General features: G+C 57.2%; 17 protein-coding genes. 10 read left to right on the plus strand and 7 right to left on the minus strand.

What is annotated here, in order from left to right:
* Positions 1-42: 42 nt before the first annotated feature.
* Positions 43-1164: a beta-ketoacyl-ACP synthase III gene (locus ABE528_RS13815; protein WP_346653259.1), complete on the plus strand. Its 1122-nt coding sequence runs from the start codon at positions 43-45 to the stop codon at positions 1162-1164.
* A 140-nt stretch (positions 1165-1304) separates the two neighbouring features.
* On the opposite strand, the gene ABE528_RS13820 is transcribed toward ABE528_RS13815, so the two are convergent.
* Complete coding sequence (locus tag ABE528_RS13820) at positions 1305-2549, minus strand: putative porin (protein WP_152953959.1); 1245 nt, start codon at positions 2547-2549, stop codon at positions 1305-1307.
* A 261-nt stretch (positions 2550-2810) separates the two neighbouring features.
* Between ABE528_RS13820 and ABE528_RS13825 the strand changes: the two genes are divergently transcribed.
* The gene (locus ABE528_RS13825) at positions 2811-3938 is read left to right on the plus strand and encodes a GNAT family N-acetyltransferase (RefSeq protein ID WP_346653260.1); all 1128 of its coding nucleotides are present in this window, start codon (positions 2811-2813) and stop codon (positions 3936-3938) included.
* Positions 3939-3987: 49 nt separating this feature from the next.
* Here the strand turns inward: ABE528_RS13825 and ABE528_RS13830 are convergent, their stop codons facing one another.
* The 4 genes from ABE528_RS13830 to ABE528_RS13845 all read right to left on the minus strand — a co-directional run bounded on the left by ABE528_RS13830 (position 3988) and on the right by ABE528_RS13845 (position 8183).
* Positions 3988-5820 (minus strand): ABC transporter ATP-binding protein, encoded by a 1833-nt coding sequence (locus ABE528_RS13830; protein WP_152953958.1) that lies wholly within the window; start codon positions 5818-5820, stop codon positions 3988-3990.
* Between the two features lie 62 nt (positions 5821-5882).
* A complete protein-coding gene (locus tag ABE528_RS13835) occupies positions 5883-6440 on the minus strand; it encodes a peptidylprolyl isomerase (protein WP_152953957.1) in 558 nt (185 codons plus the stop codon).
* Positions 6434-7246 (minus strand): alpha/beta hydrolase, encoded by an 813-nt coding sequence (locus ABE528_RS13840; RefSeq protein ID WP_346653261.1) that lies wholly within the window; start codon positions 7244-7246, stop codon positions 6434-6436. Before ABE528_RS13840 ends, ABE528_RS13835 begins: the two co-directional genes overlap by 7 nt.
* Positions 7247-7259: 13 nt before the next feature.
* A complete protein-coding gene (locus ABE528_RS13845) occupies positions 7260-8183 on the minus strand; it encodes a LysR family transcriptional regulator (protein WP_152953955.1) in 924 nt (307 codons plus the stop codon).
* Positions 8184-8231: 48 nt separating this feature from the next.
* On the opposite strand from ABE528_RS13845, the gene ABE528_RS13850 reads away from it, so the two are divergent.
* From ABE528_RS13850 to ABE528_RS13875, 6 genes are all read left to right on the plus strand, one after another.
* Entirely contained in the window at positions 8232-8546 is a 315-nt protein-coding gene (locus tag ABE528_RS13850) for a 3-phosphoglycerate kinase (RefSeq protein WP_152953954.1), read from the plus strand.
* Positions 8547-8656: 110 nt separating this feature from the next.
* Positions 8657-9256, plus strand: coding sequence for an FMN-dependent NADH-azoreductase (locus ABE528_RS13855; protein ID WP_346653262.1), 600 nt, complete (start codon positions 8657-8659; stop codon positions 9254-9256).
* Between the two features lie 160 nt (positions 9257-9416).
* Positions 9417-10292 (plus strand): carboxylate/amino acid/amine transporter, encoded by an 876-nt coding sequence (locus ABE528_RS13860; RefSeq protein WP_346653263.1) that lies wholly within the window; start codon positions 9417-9419, stop codon positions 10290-10292.
* Between the two features lies 1 nt (position 10293).
* The gene (locus ABE528_RS13865; protein WP_346653264.1) at positions 10294-11229 is read left to right on the plus strand and encodes an AEC family transporter; all 936 of its coding nucleotides are present in this window, start codon (positions 10294-10296) and stop codon (positions 11227-11229) included.
* A gap of 387 nt (positions 11230-11616) precedes the next feature.
* On the plus strand, positions 11617-12249 hold the full coding sequence (locus ABE528_RS13870) for a DarT ssDNA thymidine ADP-ribosyltransferase family protein (protein WP_346653265.1): 633 nt from the start codon (positions 11617-11619) through the stop codon (positions 12247-12249).
* 86 nt (positions 12250-12335) lie between these two features.
* Positions 12336-12959 carry a hypothetical protein gene (locus ABE528_RS13875; RefSeq protein ID WP_346653266.1) on the plus strand — a complete coding sequence of 208 codons (624 nt, stop codon included), beginning with the start codon at positions 12336-12338 and terminating at the stop codon, positions 12957-12959.
* A 53-nt stretch (positions 12960-13012) separates the two neighbouring features.
* On the opposite strand, the gene ABE528_RS13880 is transcribed toward ABE528_RS13875, so the two are convergent.
* Together ABE528_RS13880 and ABE528_RS13885 are read right to left on the minus strand one after the other, a co-directional pair.
* Positions 13013-15670 carry a DEAD/DEAH box helicase gene (locus tag ABE528_RS13880; protein WP_346653267.1) on the minus strand — a complete coding sequence of 886 codons (2658 nt, stop codon included), beginning with the start codon at positions 15668-15670 and terminating at the stop codon, positions 13013-13015.
* Positions 15667-16653, minus strand: coding sequence for a DUF1837 domain-containing protein (locus ABE528_RS13885; RefSeq protein ID WP_346653268.1), 987 nt, complete (start codon positions 16651-16653; stop codon positions 15667-15669). The genes ABE528_RS13880 and ABE528_RS13885 overlap by 4 nt, the downstream gene beginning before the upstream one ends.
* 600 nt (positions 16654-17253) lie before the next feature.
* Between ABE528_RS13885 and ABE528_RS13890 the strand changes: the two genes are divergently transcribed.
* Together ABE528_RS13890 and ABE528_RS13895 are read left to right on the plus strand one after the other, a co-directional pair.
* Positions 17254-17496, plus strand: coding sequence for a hypothetical protein (locus ABE528_RS13890; protein ID WP_346653269.1), 243 nt, complete (start codon positions 17254-17256; stop codon positions 17494-17496).
* A gap of 96 nt (positions 17497-17592) precedes the next feature.
* On the plus strand, positions 17593-17862 hold the full coding sequence (locus tag ABE528_RS13895; protein WP_346653270.1) for a DUF3077 domain-containing protein: 270 nt from the start codon (positions 17593-17595) through the stop codon (positions 17860-17862).
* The last annotated feature ends 278 nt before the right edge of the window (positions 17863-18140 follow it).

An 18140-nucleotide genomic window follows, 5' to 3' on the forward strand; every position in this document is an offset into this window, starting at 1 on the left:
GCCAGCGCCTCGTGGCGATGGCCTTTGAGCAGAGGATCAATCGTGCATAACGTCGTGATCAGCGGCACCGGCCTGTATACCCCGGCCCAGAGCATTTCCAACGAAGAACTGGTGGCCTCCTTCAACGCCTGGTCGCAACAGTACAACCAGGACAACGCTGCCGCCATCGAGCGTGGCGAAATCGAAGCAGCCCCTGTGTCCGACGCTGCCTTCATCGAAAAGGCCTCGGGTATCAAGAGCCGGTTCGTCATGGACAAGGCCGGTATCCTTGACCCGCAGCGCATGAAGCCGCGCCTGCCGGAGCGTTCCAATGACGAGCCGTCGATCCTCTGCGAAATGGGCGTGGCCGCTGCACGCCAGGCACTGGAACGCGCCGGTCGTACTCCGGCGGATGTAGACGGGGTGATCGTCGCCTGCTCCAACCTGCAGCGCCCTTACCCGGCCATCGCCATCGAAGTGCAAGAGGCACTGGGCATCGACGGCTTCGCCTTCGACATGAACGTGGCCTGCTCGTCGGCCACCTTCGGTATCCAGACCGCTGCCAACAGCGTGCAACTGGGCCAGGCCCGCGCACTGCTGGTGGTCAGCCCGGAAATCTGCACGGGGCACCTGAACTTCCGCGACCGCGACAGCCACTTCATCTTTGGTGACGCCGCCACGGCGGTGCTGGTCGAGCGTGCCGACAAAGCCACGTCGGTGCACCAGTTCGACATCGTGGGCACCAAGCTGCAGACCGCGTTCTCCAATAACATCCGCAACAACTTCGGCTTCCTCAACCGTGCGGCGGAAGAGGGTATCGGCGCGCCAGACAAACTGTTCGTGCAAGAAGGGCGCAAGGTGTTCCGCGAAGTGTGCCCGATGGTCGCCGAACTGATCGGCAAGCACCTGGGCGAAAACAACCTGCAGCCGTCCGACGTCAAGCGCTTCTGGCTGCACCAGGCCAACCTGAGCATGAACCACCTGATCGTCAAGAAGCTGATGGGGCGTGAAGTGAGCGAGCAAGAGGCACCGGTGATTCTCGACCGATATGCCAACACCAGTTCGGCGGGCTCGGTGATTGCCTTCCACCTGTACCAGGATGACCTGGCCGAAGGGTCGCTGGGTGTCTTGAGCTCGTTTGGTGCGGGATACTCGATTGGTAGTGTGATTCTGCGTAAACGCTGATTCTCGTAGTAACTGTACCGGCCCTATCGCCTGCTTGTCGGCGATAGGGCCGGATGCATTTCTGGCAGGCAAAAAAAGGCGGGAAACGCCGGATGGGGTCGGCATTTCCCGCCTCAGAGTGAAGCAGAAGAGCTTGCAGCTTAGAACTTGGCTTCCAGGTCCACCTGCAGGGTGTCTACGCTGGCATTGCTGTCAGGCAGGTTGGAGTAGTCGGTCTTGGCCATCATGTAGGCCGCGCCGACGCCGAAGTTCTTGTCGATTTCATAGCCGACCTTGAATTTATGACCGCGCGAACCGGTGAAACCGTTGCCGAAGTCAGAGTCGGTGAACAGGCTGACTACACCGTTACGCTGTACGTCGCGGTAGTTGTAGTCCAGGCTCCAGGCGCCGATCTTGGACTTCAGGCCTGCCAGCCAGGCGGTGTCCTTGCCATCGGTGCTTTCGGTGTTCTTGACGTACTGGCCGTAAGTCGACAGCGGGATGGCGAAACCGGTGAAATCGAGCTGGCCGAAACCTTCCACGAGCTGGAACTCGTTGGTGGTGTTGCCCAGCGAAGCCAGGACAGCCGAGGATTTGTCGTTGTCGTAGCCATAGATACTGGCACCGACGGTGACCTTGACGGTGTCAGCCGCGTTGAACTTGGTACCCAACTGGGCAGCGTACAGCTGTGCATCGTGCTTGTACTGCACGCCATCGCCGTCGACGTTGTCCTTCAGGTTGTAGTGGCCGATGCTGCCGAACACTTCGGCCGGGCCGGCGTTGGTCTTGTAGGTGAGCGCCACGCCTTCCGGGTTGATGTCGCTGTCCCAGATGATGTCGCCCATGCTCACCCATGGCTGCATCATCTTGCCGCCGATCAGGTGCAGGTTAGGCACGGCAGTCGGGTGCCAGTCGAGGTAGGCCAGGTCGACCCACAGCTGCTTCTTGTCGAAGTAGTTGTCCAGGCTCTGGTTGGTCGAGCGGGCATCGGAGCTGCTGCCGGTGGCCACGCGCACGCCAGCGTCGACCTGTGGGTTGATCTCGCTGTAGAAGCCGACGCGGGCACGGACGCGTTCGCGGTCCTGGTTGCCGCTGCGGGCGATCGGGTTGTCGACGTTGACGTCTTCGTAACGCAGGCGGACATCACCCTTGATCTGGGTCTTGGCGGCCCATGCCACTTTTTGTTCGAAAGAGCTCATACGTTCGGACTGAGCTTTCTGGTCGGCCTTTTCCTTGGTTTCTTTTGCCAGTTCGCCTTGCAGTTCGGTGTACTGCGCCTGGTTGATCGAGCCATTGGCGCGGAGCATTTCGAGCAGCTTGGCGTCGACGGCCGCACTGGCCGGAGTACTCAGAGCCAGCATCATGCCGGTGAGGCTCACTCCGGTAAGTGTAGAAACAAGACGCATAAGGTTCTCCCTACTTGAAAAATTTGGGGAGGCTCAGCGCCCACCCCCATGTTGGCATGTCTTCGGAAAGGGCCTGACTAGACAGGTTCTAGGGTTCCGGAAAACAGGCGCAAGTATTGCGGGGGGCAATGACAGATTAATGTCTGATTAGTGGCACTGCTGTTAAGTAATTGAGAATGAACGGCGAAACGGGCCGATCCTCATTTGAGCGACAGGCCTCTGTTGGCTGATACTGATGGCCTTGCACAGCGAGTCGAAAACGTGACCAGTCTCTACAGCCTTGCCCATCTGCGTGACCTGCCAGCGGCGACCTGGGATGCCCTGGTCCCCCCTGGCCAACCGTTCCTGCGCCATGCCTTTCTCAGTGCCATGGAAGACAGCGGCAGTGTTGCCCGCAACACCGGTTGGGCAGCCGAACACCTGGTGCTGGAGCGTGACGGGCAGGTGCGTGCGCTGCTGCCGGCGTATCGCAAATGGCATTCGTATGGCGAGTACGTGTTCGATTACGGTTGGGCCGATGCCTGCGAGCGTGCCGGCATCGCCTACTACCCCAAATTGCTCGGTGCCGTGCCGTTCAGCCCGGTCAGCGGGCCGCGCCTGCTGGCGGCCGACCCTGCCGATGGCCTGCTGATGCTGCAGGCGTTGCCCGAGTACCTGGGTAAAGGTGGCTTGTCCGGGGCGCACATCAATTTCACCGACCCGCAGCTGGATGCGCAGATGGCCGGCCTGCCGGGCTGGATGGAGCGCCTGGGCTGCCAGTTCCACTGGCGCAACCACGGTTATCGCGACTTCCAGGACTTTCTCGACAGCCTCAGCTCACGCAAGCGCAAGCAGATGCGCAAGGAGCGTGAGCAGGTGGCGGGGCAGGGCATCGATTTCCGCTGGTATCGCGGCGACCAGCTGGACGAGGCGCAGTGGGATTTTGTGTTCCTTTGCTATGCCAATACCTATGCGGTGCGCAGGCGTTCACCTTATCTGACACGGGAGTTCTTCAGCCTGCTGGCCGAGCGCATGCCCGAGGCGGTGCGGGTGGTGATGGCGCGCCAGGGCGGGCGTGATGTGGCCATGGCCTTGAGCCTGATTGGGGGCGACAGCCTGTTTGGCCGTTACTGGGGCTGCCTGGATGAGTTCGACCGGCTGCATTTCGAGACCTGCTTCTACCAGGGCATGGACTTTGCGATTGCCGAAGGGCTGCAGCGTTTCGACGCCGGGGCGCAGGGTGAGCACAAGCTGATTCGCGGCTTCGAGCCGGTGCTGACGCGGTCGTGGCATTACCTGCTGCATCCGGGGTTGCGGCGGGCGGTGGAGGATTTTCTGCAACAGGAGCGGGAAGGGGTGCGGGGGTATGCCGAAGAGGCCAAGGGGATGTTGCCTTACCGCAAGGATTGAGATGTCTGACCCTATCGCCGGCAAGCTGGCGATAGGGCCGGAACAGGGCTCAGTCGACCCCGACAAAGCCCCCGGTCTGGTGATGCCACAAGCGGGCATACAGCCCCCGCTGTTCCAGCAGCTCACTGTGGCTGCCACTCTCGACGATCCGCCCTTTGTCCAGCACCACCAGGCGGTCCATGCGGGCGATGGTGGACAGCCGGTGGGCAATGGCGATCACCGTCTTGCCTTGCATCAGCGTCTCCAGGCTTTCCTGGATTGCCGCTTCAACTTCCGAGTCCAGCGCCGACGTCGCTTCGTCCATGATCAGGATCGGCGCATTCTTCAGCAGCACCCGGGCAATCGCGATGCGCTGGCGCTGGCCGCCTGACAGTTTCACGCCACGTTCGCCAACATGGGCATCGAAGCCGGTGCGGCCCTGGGCATCCGACAACTGCGGAATGAACTCGTCGGCCCGCGCCCGGCGCACGGCTTCGTGCAGCGCCGCTTCACTGGCGCCGGGGCGGCCATACAGCAGGTTGTCGCGGATCGAACGGTGCAGCAGCGAGGTGTCCTGGGTGATCATGCCGATCTGTGCACGCAGGCTGGCCTGGCTGACCTCGGCGATGTCCTGGCCGTCGATCAGGATGCGCCCGCCCTGCACGTCGTACAGGCGCAGCAGCAGGTTGACCAGGGTTGACTTGCCCGCGCCGGACGGGCCGATCAGGCCGATCTTCTCGCCCGGGCGGATGTCCAGGTTGAGCCCTTCGATCACGTTGGCGGCCTTGCCATAGTGGAAGTCCACATCAATGAAGCGTACCGCCCCGCGGCTGACCTTGAGTGGCGGCGCCTGGGGCTTGTCGGTGACGGTGACCGGCTGGGCGATGGTCTGCAGGCCGTCCTGGACCATGCCGATGTTTTCGAAGATGCCGTTGACCACCCACATGATCCAGCCCGACATGTTGACGATGCGGATCACCAGGCCGGTAGCCAGGGCGATGGCACCGACGGTGATCAGCGACTGGCTCCACAGCCACAGCGCCAAGCCGGTGGTAGCGACGACCAGCAGGCCATTCAGGGTGGTGATGACCACGTCCATGCTGGTGACCACGCGGGAGGCCAGCTGGGTTTTCTCGGTCTGTTCGCGGATCGCTTCGCGGGCGTACTGCTGTTCGTAGTCGGTGTGGGCGAACAGCTTGAGGGTGGCGATGTTGGTGTAGCCATCGACGATCCGCCCCATCAGTTTGGAGCGGGCATCGGAGGAAATCACCGAACGTTCCTTCACCCGTGGCACGAAGTAGTACAGCGCGGCGATGTAGCCGACGATCCACACAAGCAGCGGCAGCATCAGGCGCCAGTCGGCCTCGGCGAACAGCACCAGCGAGGTGATGGCGTAGATCAGCACGTGCCACAGCGCATCCACTGCCTGCACGGCGGAGTCGCGCAGCGAGTTGCCGGTCTGCATGATGCGTTGGGCGATGCGCCCGGCGAAGTCGCTCTGGAAGAAGTTCAGGCTCTGCTTGAGCACATAGGTGTGGTTCTGCCAGCGGATCAGGCTGGTCATGCCGGGGTTGATGGTCTGGTGCACCAGCAGGTCGTGCAGGCCGAAGAATACCGGCCGCAGCAGCAGGATCACCACCAGCATCCAGATCAGTTCGCCGCTGTGCTCGCTGAAGAAGTTGGCGTTGGGCGTGCCCTGGGCCAGGTCGATGATGCGGCTCAGGTAGCTGAACATCGCCACCTCGATCAGCGAGGCGAACAGGCCCACCACCAGCAGGGCGAGAAAGCTCGGCCACACCTGGCGCAGGTAGTACAGATAAAACGGCCAGACCTGGCCGGGCGGCGACTCGCTGGGCGCGTCGCGGAAGATGTCGATCAGTTGCTCGAAACGGCGGTACAGCATGGGTGACAAGACTCCTGTGCTACCCGACCCCGGAAGGTTTCACGTCCCTGTGAAACCTGTGGTCAGTCGATGCGTTTGGCGGACTTGATGAACACCGGGTCGGTCGGCACGTCGCGCATGCCTTTCTTCACGGTCGTTGGCGAGTTGACGATCTGGTCGACCACCTCCATGCCCTTGGTCACTTTGCCGAACACGGCGTAACCGGCGTCGCGCCCCGGGTTGAGGAAGTCGTTGTCGGCCACGTTGATGAAGAACTGGCTGGTGGCCGAGTTCGGGTTGGACGTGCGCGCCATGGCCAGGGTGCCGCGGGTGTTCTGCAGGCCGTTGCTGGCCTCGTTCTTGATCGGGTCCTTGGTGTCTTTCTGCACCATCTGCTCAGTAAAACCGCCGCCCTGGACCATGAAACCCGGGATCACGCGGTGGAAGATGGTGTTGTTGTAGAAGCCGCTGTCAACGTACGCCAGAAAGTTCTTGGTACTGACCGGCGCCTTCTCGGCGTTGAGCTCGATTTCGACCTGGCCGAAGCTGGTGTCCAGCAGTACGTGCGGGGTCTTGTCGGAAGCCATGACGCTGGTGGCGAAGGCGACCGAGCAGGCGGTGAGCAGGAGTTTTTTCAGCATGGGCTCAATGATCCTTGAGAGGTGGAAGCGGCTGCGAGGAACTGCAACAGGGTCTGGTTGAAGACCTCGGGTTGATCGAGGGGGGTAGCGTGCCGGGAATCGTCGATGACTACCAGCCTGGCGTGGGGCATCAGGGCGACGTAGCGCTCCTTCAGGTGTATCGGGGTGTAATCGTGGTCGGCGGCAATCACCAGCGTGGGACAGTGGATCTGCCCGATGCGTTCCTGCACGCCCCAGTCGACGATGGCGTCGAAGCTCTTGAGGTAGGCGCGCTTGTCGTTGCGTGCCCAGCGTTCGGCCATCTTCTTGCGCAGGTCGGCTTGCCCGGGCTTGGGGAACAGCCTGGCGGCCAGGCCCTGGCCGACCGTCTCGACGCTGAGGATGCGCGCCAGGCCCCAGCGCTTGAGCCACCATAGCCAGTCGCTGCGGGTGCGGCGCTTGACCTCCGGGGCGCTATTGACGATGCACAGGCTGCGCAGCCAGTGCGGGTGGTCCACGGCGAACTGGAAACCGACCATGCCACCCATGGACAGGCCGACAAAGTGCACCGGGCCGGTCTGCAGGTGTTCGAGCAGGGCCAGCAGGTCTTCGCTGAAGGTGGCGATGTGGTAACCGTCGCGGGGCTTGTCGGAGCGGCCGTGGCCGCGGATGTCCATGAGGATCACCCGGTAGTGGCGGCTCAGCTCGGGAATCTGCAGCTCCCAGTCCTGGCTGCTGGAGCCCAGGCCGTGCAGCAGCACCAAGGGTTCGCCCTGGCCGTATTCCTGATAATGCAGCGAGCATCCTTCATGTTCGAAATAGGCCATGGGCGCGGTCCTCTCAGGCTTGTGGGGGGGCTGCGAAGGGCACGTCCAGTGGCGCGGTGTCGAAATTGCGCAGCAGGTCGATGAGAATCTGCGTAGCCGGGCCCAGGGTCTTCTCTTTGCTCGAATAAAGGTAGAACAGTGGGTGGCGGCTGCCACCCTGATCGAGCGGCAACGGCTTGAGCACGCCGTCGAGCAGCTCACGCTCGATCATGTGCCGCGGCAACCAGGCAAAGCCCAGGCCGCTGCCGACGAAGGTGGCGGCGGTGCCCAGGCTGCCGACCGTCCAGCGCTGCTCGGCGCCAAGCCAGCCGACATCGCGTGGCTGGGCGCGGCCGGAGTCGCGGATCACCACCTGCAGCTGGCTTTCCAGGTCCTGGAAGGTGATCTCACGGCCCAGGCGGTGCAGGCTGTGCTCGGGGTGGGCGACGGCAACGAACTCCACCGAGCTCAATTCGGTGCCCAGGTAGCCGCCGATGCTGTAGCTGCTGATCGCGAGGTCGGCGATGCCTTCGTGCATCACCTCCTCGACGCCGGACAGCACTTCTTCACGCAGGCGCACCCGGCAACCACGGCTCTGCGGCATGAACGCCGCCAGGGCACGCACCAGGCGGGCGCTGGGGTAGGCGGCATCGACCACCAGGCGCACCTCGGCCTCCCAACCTTGCTCCATGTGGTGCGCCAGGTCTTCCAGCTGGCTGGCCTGCTTGACCAGGTGCCGCGAACGGCGCAGCAGCACACTGCCGGCCTCGGTCAGCACGGCCTTGCGGCCATCGATGCGCAGCAGCGGCACCCCCAGTTGCTCCTGCATGCGTGCCACGGTGTAGCTGACCGACGATTGCGAGCGGTGCAGGGCTTCGGCGGCCTGGGCAAACCCGCCATGGTCGACCACTGCCTGCAAGGTCCGCCACTGATCCAGGGTCACGCGCGGCGCTTTCATGTTTGGCTCCTGTTGTCCTAAGCTGCGCTCTTTCAAGGAGAGCGCCCCATGAAGAAATGTTGTGCGGCAATTTTGATGTGCCTGCCCCTTGGGGCCATGGCTTACCCCATCGACGTGGAGAAGGACCTGACCGGGGTCAAGCTGGACTACACCACCTACGACACGGCCTACGATATCGGCTCCATTACCCTGAACAACTATGGGCAAGTGCCGGCGGCCTGCAAGGTGACATTCCGCAACGGGCCCGAGGCGCCGCGAGTGCGCCGGGTCAACGTGCCGGCCGGTAAAAGCGTCGATGTGACGGCGAATTTCAATCGGCAGATCATCAAGCTGCGTATCGCGCTGGACTGCAAAGCGCAATAAAACTGATTAATCGATAGATTGAACCCACTTTTTACGCTTTTTTATCGATAGGTCAAGCCTTAATCTCACCTCCATCGAATCGCAACCCTTTTTGCCGATGGAGGCACCCCATGTCCCACGTACTGATCATCGAAAGCAGCGCCCGCCAGCAGGATTCCGTTTCCCGTCAACTGACTCGCGACTTCATCCAGCAGTGGCAAGCGGCGCACCCGGCCGACGTGATCACGGTACGTGACCTGGCGGTGAACCCGGTGCCGCACCTGGATGCCAACCTGCTGGGCGGCTGGATGAAGCCTGAAGAACAGCGCAGCGCCGCCGAACTGGAGGCCCTGGCCCGTTCCAACGAGCTGACCGATGAAGTGCTGGCAGCCGACGTGCTGGTGATGGCCGCACCGATGTACAACTTCACCATCCCCAGCACCCTCAAGGCCTGGCTGGACCACGTACTGCGTGCCGGCATCACCTTCAAATACACCCCGACCGGCCCGCAAGGCCTGCTCACCGGCAAGCGCGCCATTGTCCTGACTGCCCGTGGCGGCATCCATGCCGGTGCCACCAGCGACCACCAGGAACCGTACCTGCGCCAGGTGATGGCCTTCATCGGTATTCACGACGTCGACTTCATCCATGCCGAAGGCCTGAACATGAGTGGCGAGTTCCACGAAAAGGGCCTGAACCAGGCCAAGGCCAAGCTGGCTGCGGTGGCCTGAGGTTCAACGAATTCCCATCCCTGACACCTGTTTTTGCTCCTTTGGGTGTACCTGCCCGGCCTGATGGCCGGGTTTTTTTATTTCGGCCCCACATTCCTCATGGTTGAACTGATTCGGCGCAACCCGCTAAGGTCGCGCCCTTGATCCACGAGAGGCAACCATGGGCTACCTGATAATCGTCGCGCTGATCCAGGCGTTTTCCTTCAGCCTGATCGGCGAGTACCTGGCCGGGCACGTCGACAGCTACTTCGCCGTGCTCGCCCGCGTGGTGCTGGCGGGCCTGGTATTCCTGCCGCTGACCCGCTGGCGCCAGGTCGCGCCGCGCTTCCTGCGCTCGATGCTGCTGATCGGCGCGCTGCAATACGGCATCACCTACGTTTGCCTGTACCTGAGCTTCCGTGTGCTGACCGTGCCCGAGGTACTGCTGTTCACCATTCTCACGCCGTTGCACGTGACCTTGATCGAAGACGCCCTGAACCGGCGCTTCAACCCCTGGGCGCTGCTCGCCGCCCTGGTGGCCGTGGCGGGGGCCGGGGTGATCCGCTTCGACAGCATCAGCGGCGACTTCTTCATCGGCTTCCTGCTGCTGCAACTGGCCAACTTCACCTACGCCGCCGGCCAGGTGCTGTACCGCCACCTGGTCGCCCGCAACCCCAGCGACCTGCCGCACTACAAGCGGTTCGGTTACTTCTACCTAGGCGCGCTGATCGTGGTGCTTCCGGCGTTCCTGCTGTTCGGCAATGCCCAGCACTTGCCAAGCACCAACGTGCAGTGGGCGGTGCTGCTGTTCCTCGGCCTGTGCCCGACAGCCTTGGGCCTGTACTGGTGGAACAAGGGCGCGTGCCTGGTCTCTGGCGCCACGCTGGCGGTGATGAACAACCTGCATGTGCCGGTAGGGCTGCTGCTGAACCTGCTGATCTGGAACCGCGACGAACCGCTGGGCCGGTTGTTCCTCGGTGGCGCGATCATCCTCGCCTCGGTATGGCTGAGCCGCTTGGGCAACCGCATGACGGCACCAGCGGCAGGCAAGGCCTGATATGCACACGATCTTCGTCATCGTCGCGCCGATCTTCGCCCTGATCCTGGTCGGCTTCCTGTGCCGCAAGACCAACAAGCTCGGTGACAAAGCCGCTGCCGAGATCAACAAGATGGTGGTCTGGCTGTGCCTGCCGGCGCTGCTGTTCAAGGTCACCGCCACGGCGACCTGGAGCGAGATCTGGCACCCGGGTTTCATTGTCGCCTTCGGCGCCGGCGCGCTGGCAATGTTCGTCGTGACCCTGGCCTGGAGCCTGCACAGCGGCTACGGCCTGGTGGCGGCGAGCATCGACGGGCTCAGTGCCGGTTATGCCAATACCGGCTACATCGGCATACCGCTGTGCCTGCTGCTGTTCGGCCAGCCGGGCCTGCAGCCGGCGCTGATCTCGTCGTTGATCGTGGTCTGCCTGGTGTTCGCGATTTCCCTGACGCTGATCGAGATCGGCCTGCAGGAGGAGCGGCAGATTGGCCGTGCCATCTTGCTGGTGAGCAAGGCGCTGGCGAAGAACCCGCTGGTGATTTCGCCGCTGGCGGGGGCGGGGTGGGCCATGGGCGGGTTGGGATTGGCTGAGCCAGTGATGCATTTCCTCGAAATGCTGGCGCTGGCGACCACGCCCTGTGCATTGATCTCGCTGGGGGCATTCCTGGCCGAGAAGCGTACCGGTTCGCAGGCCAGCCCGTGGCCGCTGGTGGCGCTGAAGCTGATCGGTCAGCCGGCGTTGACCTGGGTATTGGCGTTCAAGGTGTTCAGCCTGCCGACCATGTGGGCGGCGTCGGCGGTGTTGCTGGCGGCGCTGCCGACCGGCACCGGGCCGTTCATGCTGGCGGAGTACTACAACCGTGAGGCGGGGCTGATTTCGCGGACGATCCTGTTGTCGACCGTGGCCTCGTTGGTGACCCTGACCGGACTGCTGTACTTGCTGGGCTATGCGGGGTAGCTGCCGGCCTCTTCGCGGGTAAACCCGCTCCCACAGGATCTCCGCAGGCCTGAGCGCAGCGCGGACCTTGTGGGAGCCGCGCTTGCCGGCGATGGGCTGCAAAGCAGCCCCGGCAATCTTAAGCCTTACTCACCTGTTCCAGCCGATGCGGCACCGACTCCACACCTCGCCAAGCCAACCAGGTAGATGCACCGCGAGATGATAGGGCAGAGCTTTATGACGCGGGTTGATGAGCTCTGGATTGTGTACTGTAAATGACCAGGCGCTGGAAAACAGTGAGCGCCGTTGCAGTCTCATTTTGTTACATAGATAGTGTCGTTGAGCCACTACGAATCCGTTTCGCTTGACTAGGCTTGAGGTATCCCACATAACCGTGAAAGTACCGCCATGCCAAGACCCGAAATACAAGCCTACAGCCAGGAACGTGCAATTCCTTACTTGCTTCACTTCACCCGGCTCACCAACCTTGTTTCGATCCTGCAGCACGGTCTCTGTCCGGTTAGCGAGCATGGCACCCTACGCACCCGTCCAGTCATCAACGACGAACTTCGCCTTGATGGTCATCTCGATGGCACGTCACTATCCATCGGCTTTCCCAATTATCAGATGTTTTACAAGTATCGCCAGGTTCCAAACACAGAGTGGGTGGTGCTTGGGATAGACCCCTCAGTGCTGTGGACTAAAGATTGTGGCTTCTGTCAGCGAAATGCTGCTACCAACGTGATGTCTCAACAGTCACTCGATAACCTACGAATGCTGACAGCTTTCCAAGGCATGTTTGACGAGATCGAGGGGGTGGACACCCGTCAACAGCAAAAACTCAAGACGTTCGACCCTACAGATCCTCAGGCCGAAGTGCTAGTCTTTGATAAGATTGCACAAGATTTGATTTTTGGGGTGGCATTCAATAGTCGACTTGCTCGAGACAACCATGCAGCCATTTGTGGTAATCGACAGTTGATAGTTGAAAACACCAACGGTGGATTTTTCGCTTCTCGCCCATACGTAAGGTTGTATTGATGGCATCCAGACCAGTATTCATACCAACACCAGGGGCAAAGACCCTTGCTAGGACTACCTCCGTCGAGTTCAAATGGTATCCTGGCATGTCTGTAGCTCAGAAGCAGCGGTCGATTGACTCGCTGCACGCCGCTGCTAAGGAAGTCATGCCAACTATCGGTAAAATATTGGAGGTTTCAAGTAAGTCCAAGGAGAAGTTGGGTGTCGAACTGAGCGCTTTTAACTTGAGTTTCACAACCCTGAAACAAAATTTCACGATGAGTGTGGAGTGTGCTTTTCAAGGTAGTAAAGTTTTTGAAAGGGGCGGCCCCTTCAAGGATTTATTTGGCAAGACATCTCGTGAGGCAAAACTCGATGAGAGAATAAAAAGCTCAGGTAGGTTGGTAAAGTTTAGCTTCTATGGGACGGAATGGGACCTTGAGCCGCGTACAGCTTTTTATGATTGGTTGTATATTAATGCCCTGAAAAAACAGTCGCCAGATATGATTGATGAAATTCTTTCGTACTCGGCCTTTACTGATATTGAGTTTAATCCTGAGAGGTCAATTAACTGCCAAGCATATTCTATAGCTCTGTTTGTTTCTTTGCATAAGCAGAATCTACTGGATGATGCTGTCGCCTCGAAGGATTCGTTTTTGTCGACAGTTAGCAATGTTCTGGTCTCAAGTGCCAGTCAAAATGAAGATATTCAGGGTGATATGTTGAAATGAGCTATGTCTGTTAAAGGGGCTGGTAGTCAGCCCCTTTACGAGCGATGGCATGATTACTCATCATACCTTCTTGTGAGTCCTGAGCGTTCAAGGTATCTGCGAAGCAGAGGTGATAGTTTGGTGGTGTTGTAGTTTTGGAGCCAAGCCTCAACGTTTTCTACAGTTTTTGGAAGGTCTTTCCTTAGTTTTAGTGCAATGCTTCTATTTATGCCTAGTGACATGAGCTCAAGTACCCTAGGGTCGTAGCTTCCGAGTTCAATCATGGACGGAAGGCTTAAGGCGTATGCATACTCTTCATGAGTCGCTTCGGATGTACATGCTTTGGTTATGTCTGACCAAAGTGAGAAGTATTTAACAAGTTTAAATGTTATATTGCTACTGATGTTCTTGGTAACGTGTCTAGCCGCTTTGTCTACAGGTCGTTTTTTTGACTCGCCCTCAATGTCTTCCTCTTTAGAGAAGTCGTCAGGGTTCTGAGAAATTTTGTTAAGGAATTTATCGATAAAGAAGCGGTGTGACTTTCCAGACATCCACTGGTAAGCATCGTAGACCAATGTTCCGATGCTGACATACTCGCCTGGATTTGTAAATTTAGAGTTAACTTCTTTCTCTATATGGAAAATTCTATCCAATCTGCGTGCAATGTCATCAAATTGCTGATAAAAATTTTGATTTTTAAAACTGATGTCGTCAGGTGCTGGAGGCAGTCGTCGTGTATTAGGGTGATTGGTTGGGATCCAGGAAAATGGATCTTCTTTGATCTCTAGGTAAAGCTGATTTTGAAGTAGTGGGTCTACGTATGGGTTTTGGCGAAGAAGCTCCATAGGTATGGAAAGCTGATCCATTACCTGGGATAGTTTTTCTTCTAATGCTTCTTTGAGATCACTTCTTATCTGTGATGTTCCTAGCAGTCGATCAAAGTGTTTTTTGTCGGACACGAAAAGGTGTCTAAGGTAACAGATGGTTGTATATAGTTTTCCGTCATCTTGATTTTCGAATATTTCATTTCGAGTGGCGGTAGCGAGTCGAATTACTGAGTCAGTATGTTTCTGGAGTATAGCGGTTGTATTGGTTTTGATTTTGGTCTTGTCATGGTTTGTCAGCTTTTCTTCGCCCCACTCTTCGTCCTTTACTTCCAGGCAGTAAACTTCACCGTAGAGGTTAGTGCTAATACGTCCGGCCCGACCAATCAGATTCTTGAACTCAAAAGGTGTTAAAGGTGTGCTGTCATTTTTAGGGCTGATAACTATGAGCTTGTCTGCAGGAAGGTTAACGCCCTGTAGCAGTGTTGAGGTGCATACTAAATTTCTAATGGCTTCCTTAGAATACAATTCTTCGATTTCAATCCTGGCAATGTCTGGCAGGCCGGCATGGTGGAACGCCACACCATTTCGCAGTGTTCTGATCAGCGAGTAATCAGGATGTATTTCATCGGCTAAGAAGTCGATAAGTTCCTCAATCGCACCCTCATGCTCTCGGCTTGAGCTGGTTGAGCGAGGTAGTTCGAGGGCCCACTTCTCAGCGGTAGCTTTGCCGGGTGCAAAAACAATACAGCTTTCGTCCTGTTTTAGGTTTCCGAGAAACGCAGCAATCGCTTGGCCTTTCTTGCTTTTGGCTTTAGAAAAAAGTCTTTTGTTCAAGACTGTTTCGCCAGAAATTACGTTTCCGGTCTGGCTAAAAATCCGATACTCAGCGGAATAACTTCTTGACAAGAAGGTTATTGCAGCTTTGACTTGAAATACAGGGGTTGCAACTGTGGTTTCGTCTATGAGTTCTAAGCCTGAAAGCTCTTTTAGAGGTGTCACGATGTCCTCAATGAAGGGACCGGCAAAGATGAACTGGCTTTGGGGGAATCTTGCCACTAGTCCGTAAAGGCAGTTTTCAAACACCATGCCACGACCTTCCGCCTCAAGGTTATGGATCTCATCGATGAAGATAACTTTAGGCGGTTTGATGGTTTTGTCCTGAAGCAGCTTGTTGCATCGCTCCGGGGTCAATACAAAGATTGTTGATTTTTCATCGCCATCATCTTGAGGGCGATAAGTGGTGTAGACATGGGCGCGATCTTTGAGGTCGGATTTGAAATCCATGCTTACTTGGTTGATCAGCGCTTTGGTCGGAACTACAAATATTGCTGTTTCAGGGTTGGTTCTTAGTTTTTCAACAATGTATCTCCTGATGATGAATGACTTGCCGGCAGATGTAGGGGCGGAAATTGCGACATTAGCGCCGCTTCGAATTGCTGCCCAAAGCTTTGCCTGGTAGTCCGTGAATACAAACTCGCCAGCACCTTCTAGCCTGTGGGTTAATCGGCCTCGTGTTGTGCCAAGTTCAAGGTCAAGGAGAGCGCCAAAGCTGTTTAAATATTTGCCGTTTTCAAAAATGTTAGGGATGTGCTTGCTTGAAAGTAGGTTTCCAGATCTTGACTGGATAATATAGCACGCCCTCTGATATGTGGGATTGTTAGGTGCGTAGAGGTGTAACAGTGCGCCAAAGGAGTTGGCCAGATTTTTTAAGGTTTCAGACTTGCTCAGCGAAATAATTGAGGCAAGCCATGTGGCGTGTTGAAGCTTTTGATGGGGTATAGAGATTCCATCAGTTTCTCCAGCCTGTTTGCTGAGGAACAGATTTTTCAGCAAGTTGTCATAAGTCTCTACGAATCCGTCATCCTTAGAGGCTTCGAGTGGGAGAGCTTCTGTATCGCTATTCATTTAGCTGCCTTCCTAGCTGCCTTCTTAGTGCTGGGTTGTTTTGGCGATTCTTTGAATTCTATTCCATGGATTTGCTTGAAAAGTGTCTTTTTGAATGTTTCGACACTGCTCATTGGGATTAAAAAGAATTCTAGGAATAGTTTGCGTAGCTCGGATTTGTTCTGAAGTCGTGATCTAATGTTTTTAACGGCTTCTTTTGAGTGTTCATGTATCCACTCCGTAACTAGCTTTTCTGCGTGATCTCTATTGACGGCTTCCTCTTCAATGCTGTCAATTGTTTTATCATCATAAATGAGGAGGATCGGGAATATTTTGTTACAGGCTTGGTATTCGTCTGTCCCAGGTCGAAACGCTTTAAGCAGGGCCTTCGCCTGATCGAGTGTGAGATTTTTTGAGATGTTGGATCGGGCGATAAAAAGCTCATGATCCAGTGAGCTCGGAAGGTAGTTTTGATTGAAGCGGTCAATTGAATCTAGCGAGCTTCCGATGGCGCCGCCGAGGTCTTGATATATTTTAGATTCGCCAATTAATATAGATAAGTTGTTATGCCTTTCGCCAAAAAATATCCCGTCTCCACCTTTGACTTGATCTTTGACGTTTGTGAGTAAGCTTAATTTGTGACATACCATCGGAGTTTTGAATATGGCTTCAACCAACAAGTATAGGATAAGTTCTCCATACTTTCCGTCGTACACAGGGTCAGTGTTTGCGAAGAAGCTTGATGCCATTGGATAAGGGTTTTCGTCTCTTTCTTCGTACTCTTCGAGTTCGTTCCTGTCGAAAACGTAATGCTGGATCCGGTTGCCAACATACTTTGCTAAAGCGAGTGTTTCTTGGCGGTTCCCTGAAAATTTCAGGGACAAAGCGTGTGCCCTGACTTTGAGATCCAGTACCTCGGGGATCAGATGGAAGAATTTTTCGACCCAATCAGTCTTGACGGTGAGGCAGTCACTCCAGGTGATACCCTCGAACAGCTTTTGCATCTGAATCCCTTCTGGATAGCTGTGTAGTGCCAGAATGATACTACACCCGTTCCGCTTGTGGCGGCTTCCACGACGGACGATCTACGGATGTGAAGTGCGGTGCGCCGAACAGTGCCGACAGAGGTTGCAGAGCCCCGGACAAGGGCGTTGCAGGTCTACAGAGCTCTTTGCCTACGTCGAGGTTGGGTTGTTGACCAACCTTTAGCACGAAATGCCTCGGTAGGCCTCTAGGTGTTCAGTATTGCTAATCCTTGCGCAGCTGATCACATGGCCTGGAAGAGTTAAATGCTGTTACGCCTAACGGCTAAAAAATCAGATTTTGCCCCTTTCTTGTAGGACATTTCCCAAAGATACTGTCGCCCATTGTGCAGTTCCGAGTTGGCCACTAGTCTCGCTTGGTCGTTGCCATTCAACGACCGGCTTTGACAGGCCGACTCAAATTGCAATCCATAGCTCTACCTTCAATGGTGGCTGTGCGTGGGGCACCTTCGGGTGCGCCGGGTTTCTCAATTTGACCGGTCTGTCAACCCGTGCACAGCTGCCACCCTTTGTTTGACAGCAGATGGCGGTGGTCCCCAACCACAAATTGAGGGTTACACCATGCTGAAGATAGTCCCCGATCCGCCCTACAATCTCCACTCCCTGGAAGACACGCTGCTGTTGGCTGCGGACTACGCGCTATGTGCTGAAGCGGTCGCTCAGCAAGCCGTTTTGATGCAGCCGAAGTCACCTGTTTCGGTGTTGATGATGACGTCGATGCACGAGCTGGACACCCTGCGCAGGTTGCTCGAATCAGCGTTGGCTCAAGTCCAAAAGCCAGCTGACCCGCAGACATTGCATTAAGCCGCATCATGATTTGCCTGAGGCTGCCCCTGTGTGAGCCCGGCTTGCCGGCAATCGGGGCATCCCAGGCATCTACAACTTCAGGGAGATGAACCAATGGACACCGGAGAAACAAAATTCACCGTCGGCAAAACCACCTTCTACCAAGGTGAAAAGCAGACCCATCCACTGTTTCGCATCGAGCCCGGCATTCCTTGCCAAAGCGCCCGCGAACAAGCTTCAGAACTGATGGGCTATGCCCGCGACCTTTCCATCGACGGCCTGATGGAAGACAAACCCCAGCTACTTTGGGCCTCGCACTACCTCTGTGCCATGGCCAAGGCCCTGCTCGATGATGCCGAACTGGGCATGATGAAAACCCATTGAAATTGCCGACCGCGGCTACCCTGGTGACCTTGATCTGACTGCTTTACCTGTTGGGTTATGCCGGATAGCTAAGGGCCTCTTCGCGGGTAAACCCGCTCCCACAGGGTCTCCGCAAGCCTGAGCGCTGCGCTTTACCTGTGGGCGCGGGTTTACCCGCGAATGGGCTGCAGAGCAGCCCCCGACTATCACAAGCCAAATTCTTTATCTGGATCCACCCCGAGCCATTGGGCAGGCTGTTCATCGGCGGGGCGGTGATCCTGGCGTCGGTGTGGATGAGC

Source organism: Pseudomonas sp. TWI628 (genome assembly GCF_039673865.1).
In the GTDB taxonomy this organism is placed as follows: domain Bacteria; phylum Pseudomonadota; class Gammaproteobacteria; order Pseudomonadales; family Pseudomonadaceae; genus Aquipseudomonas.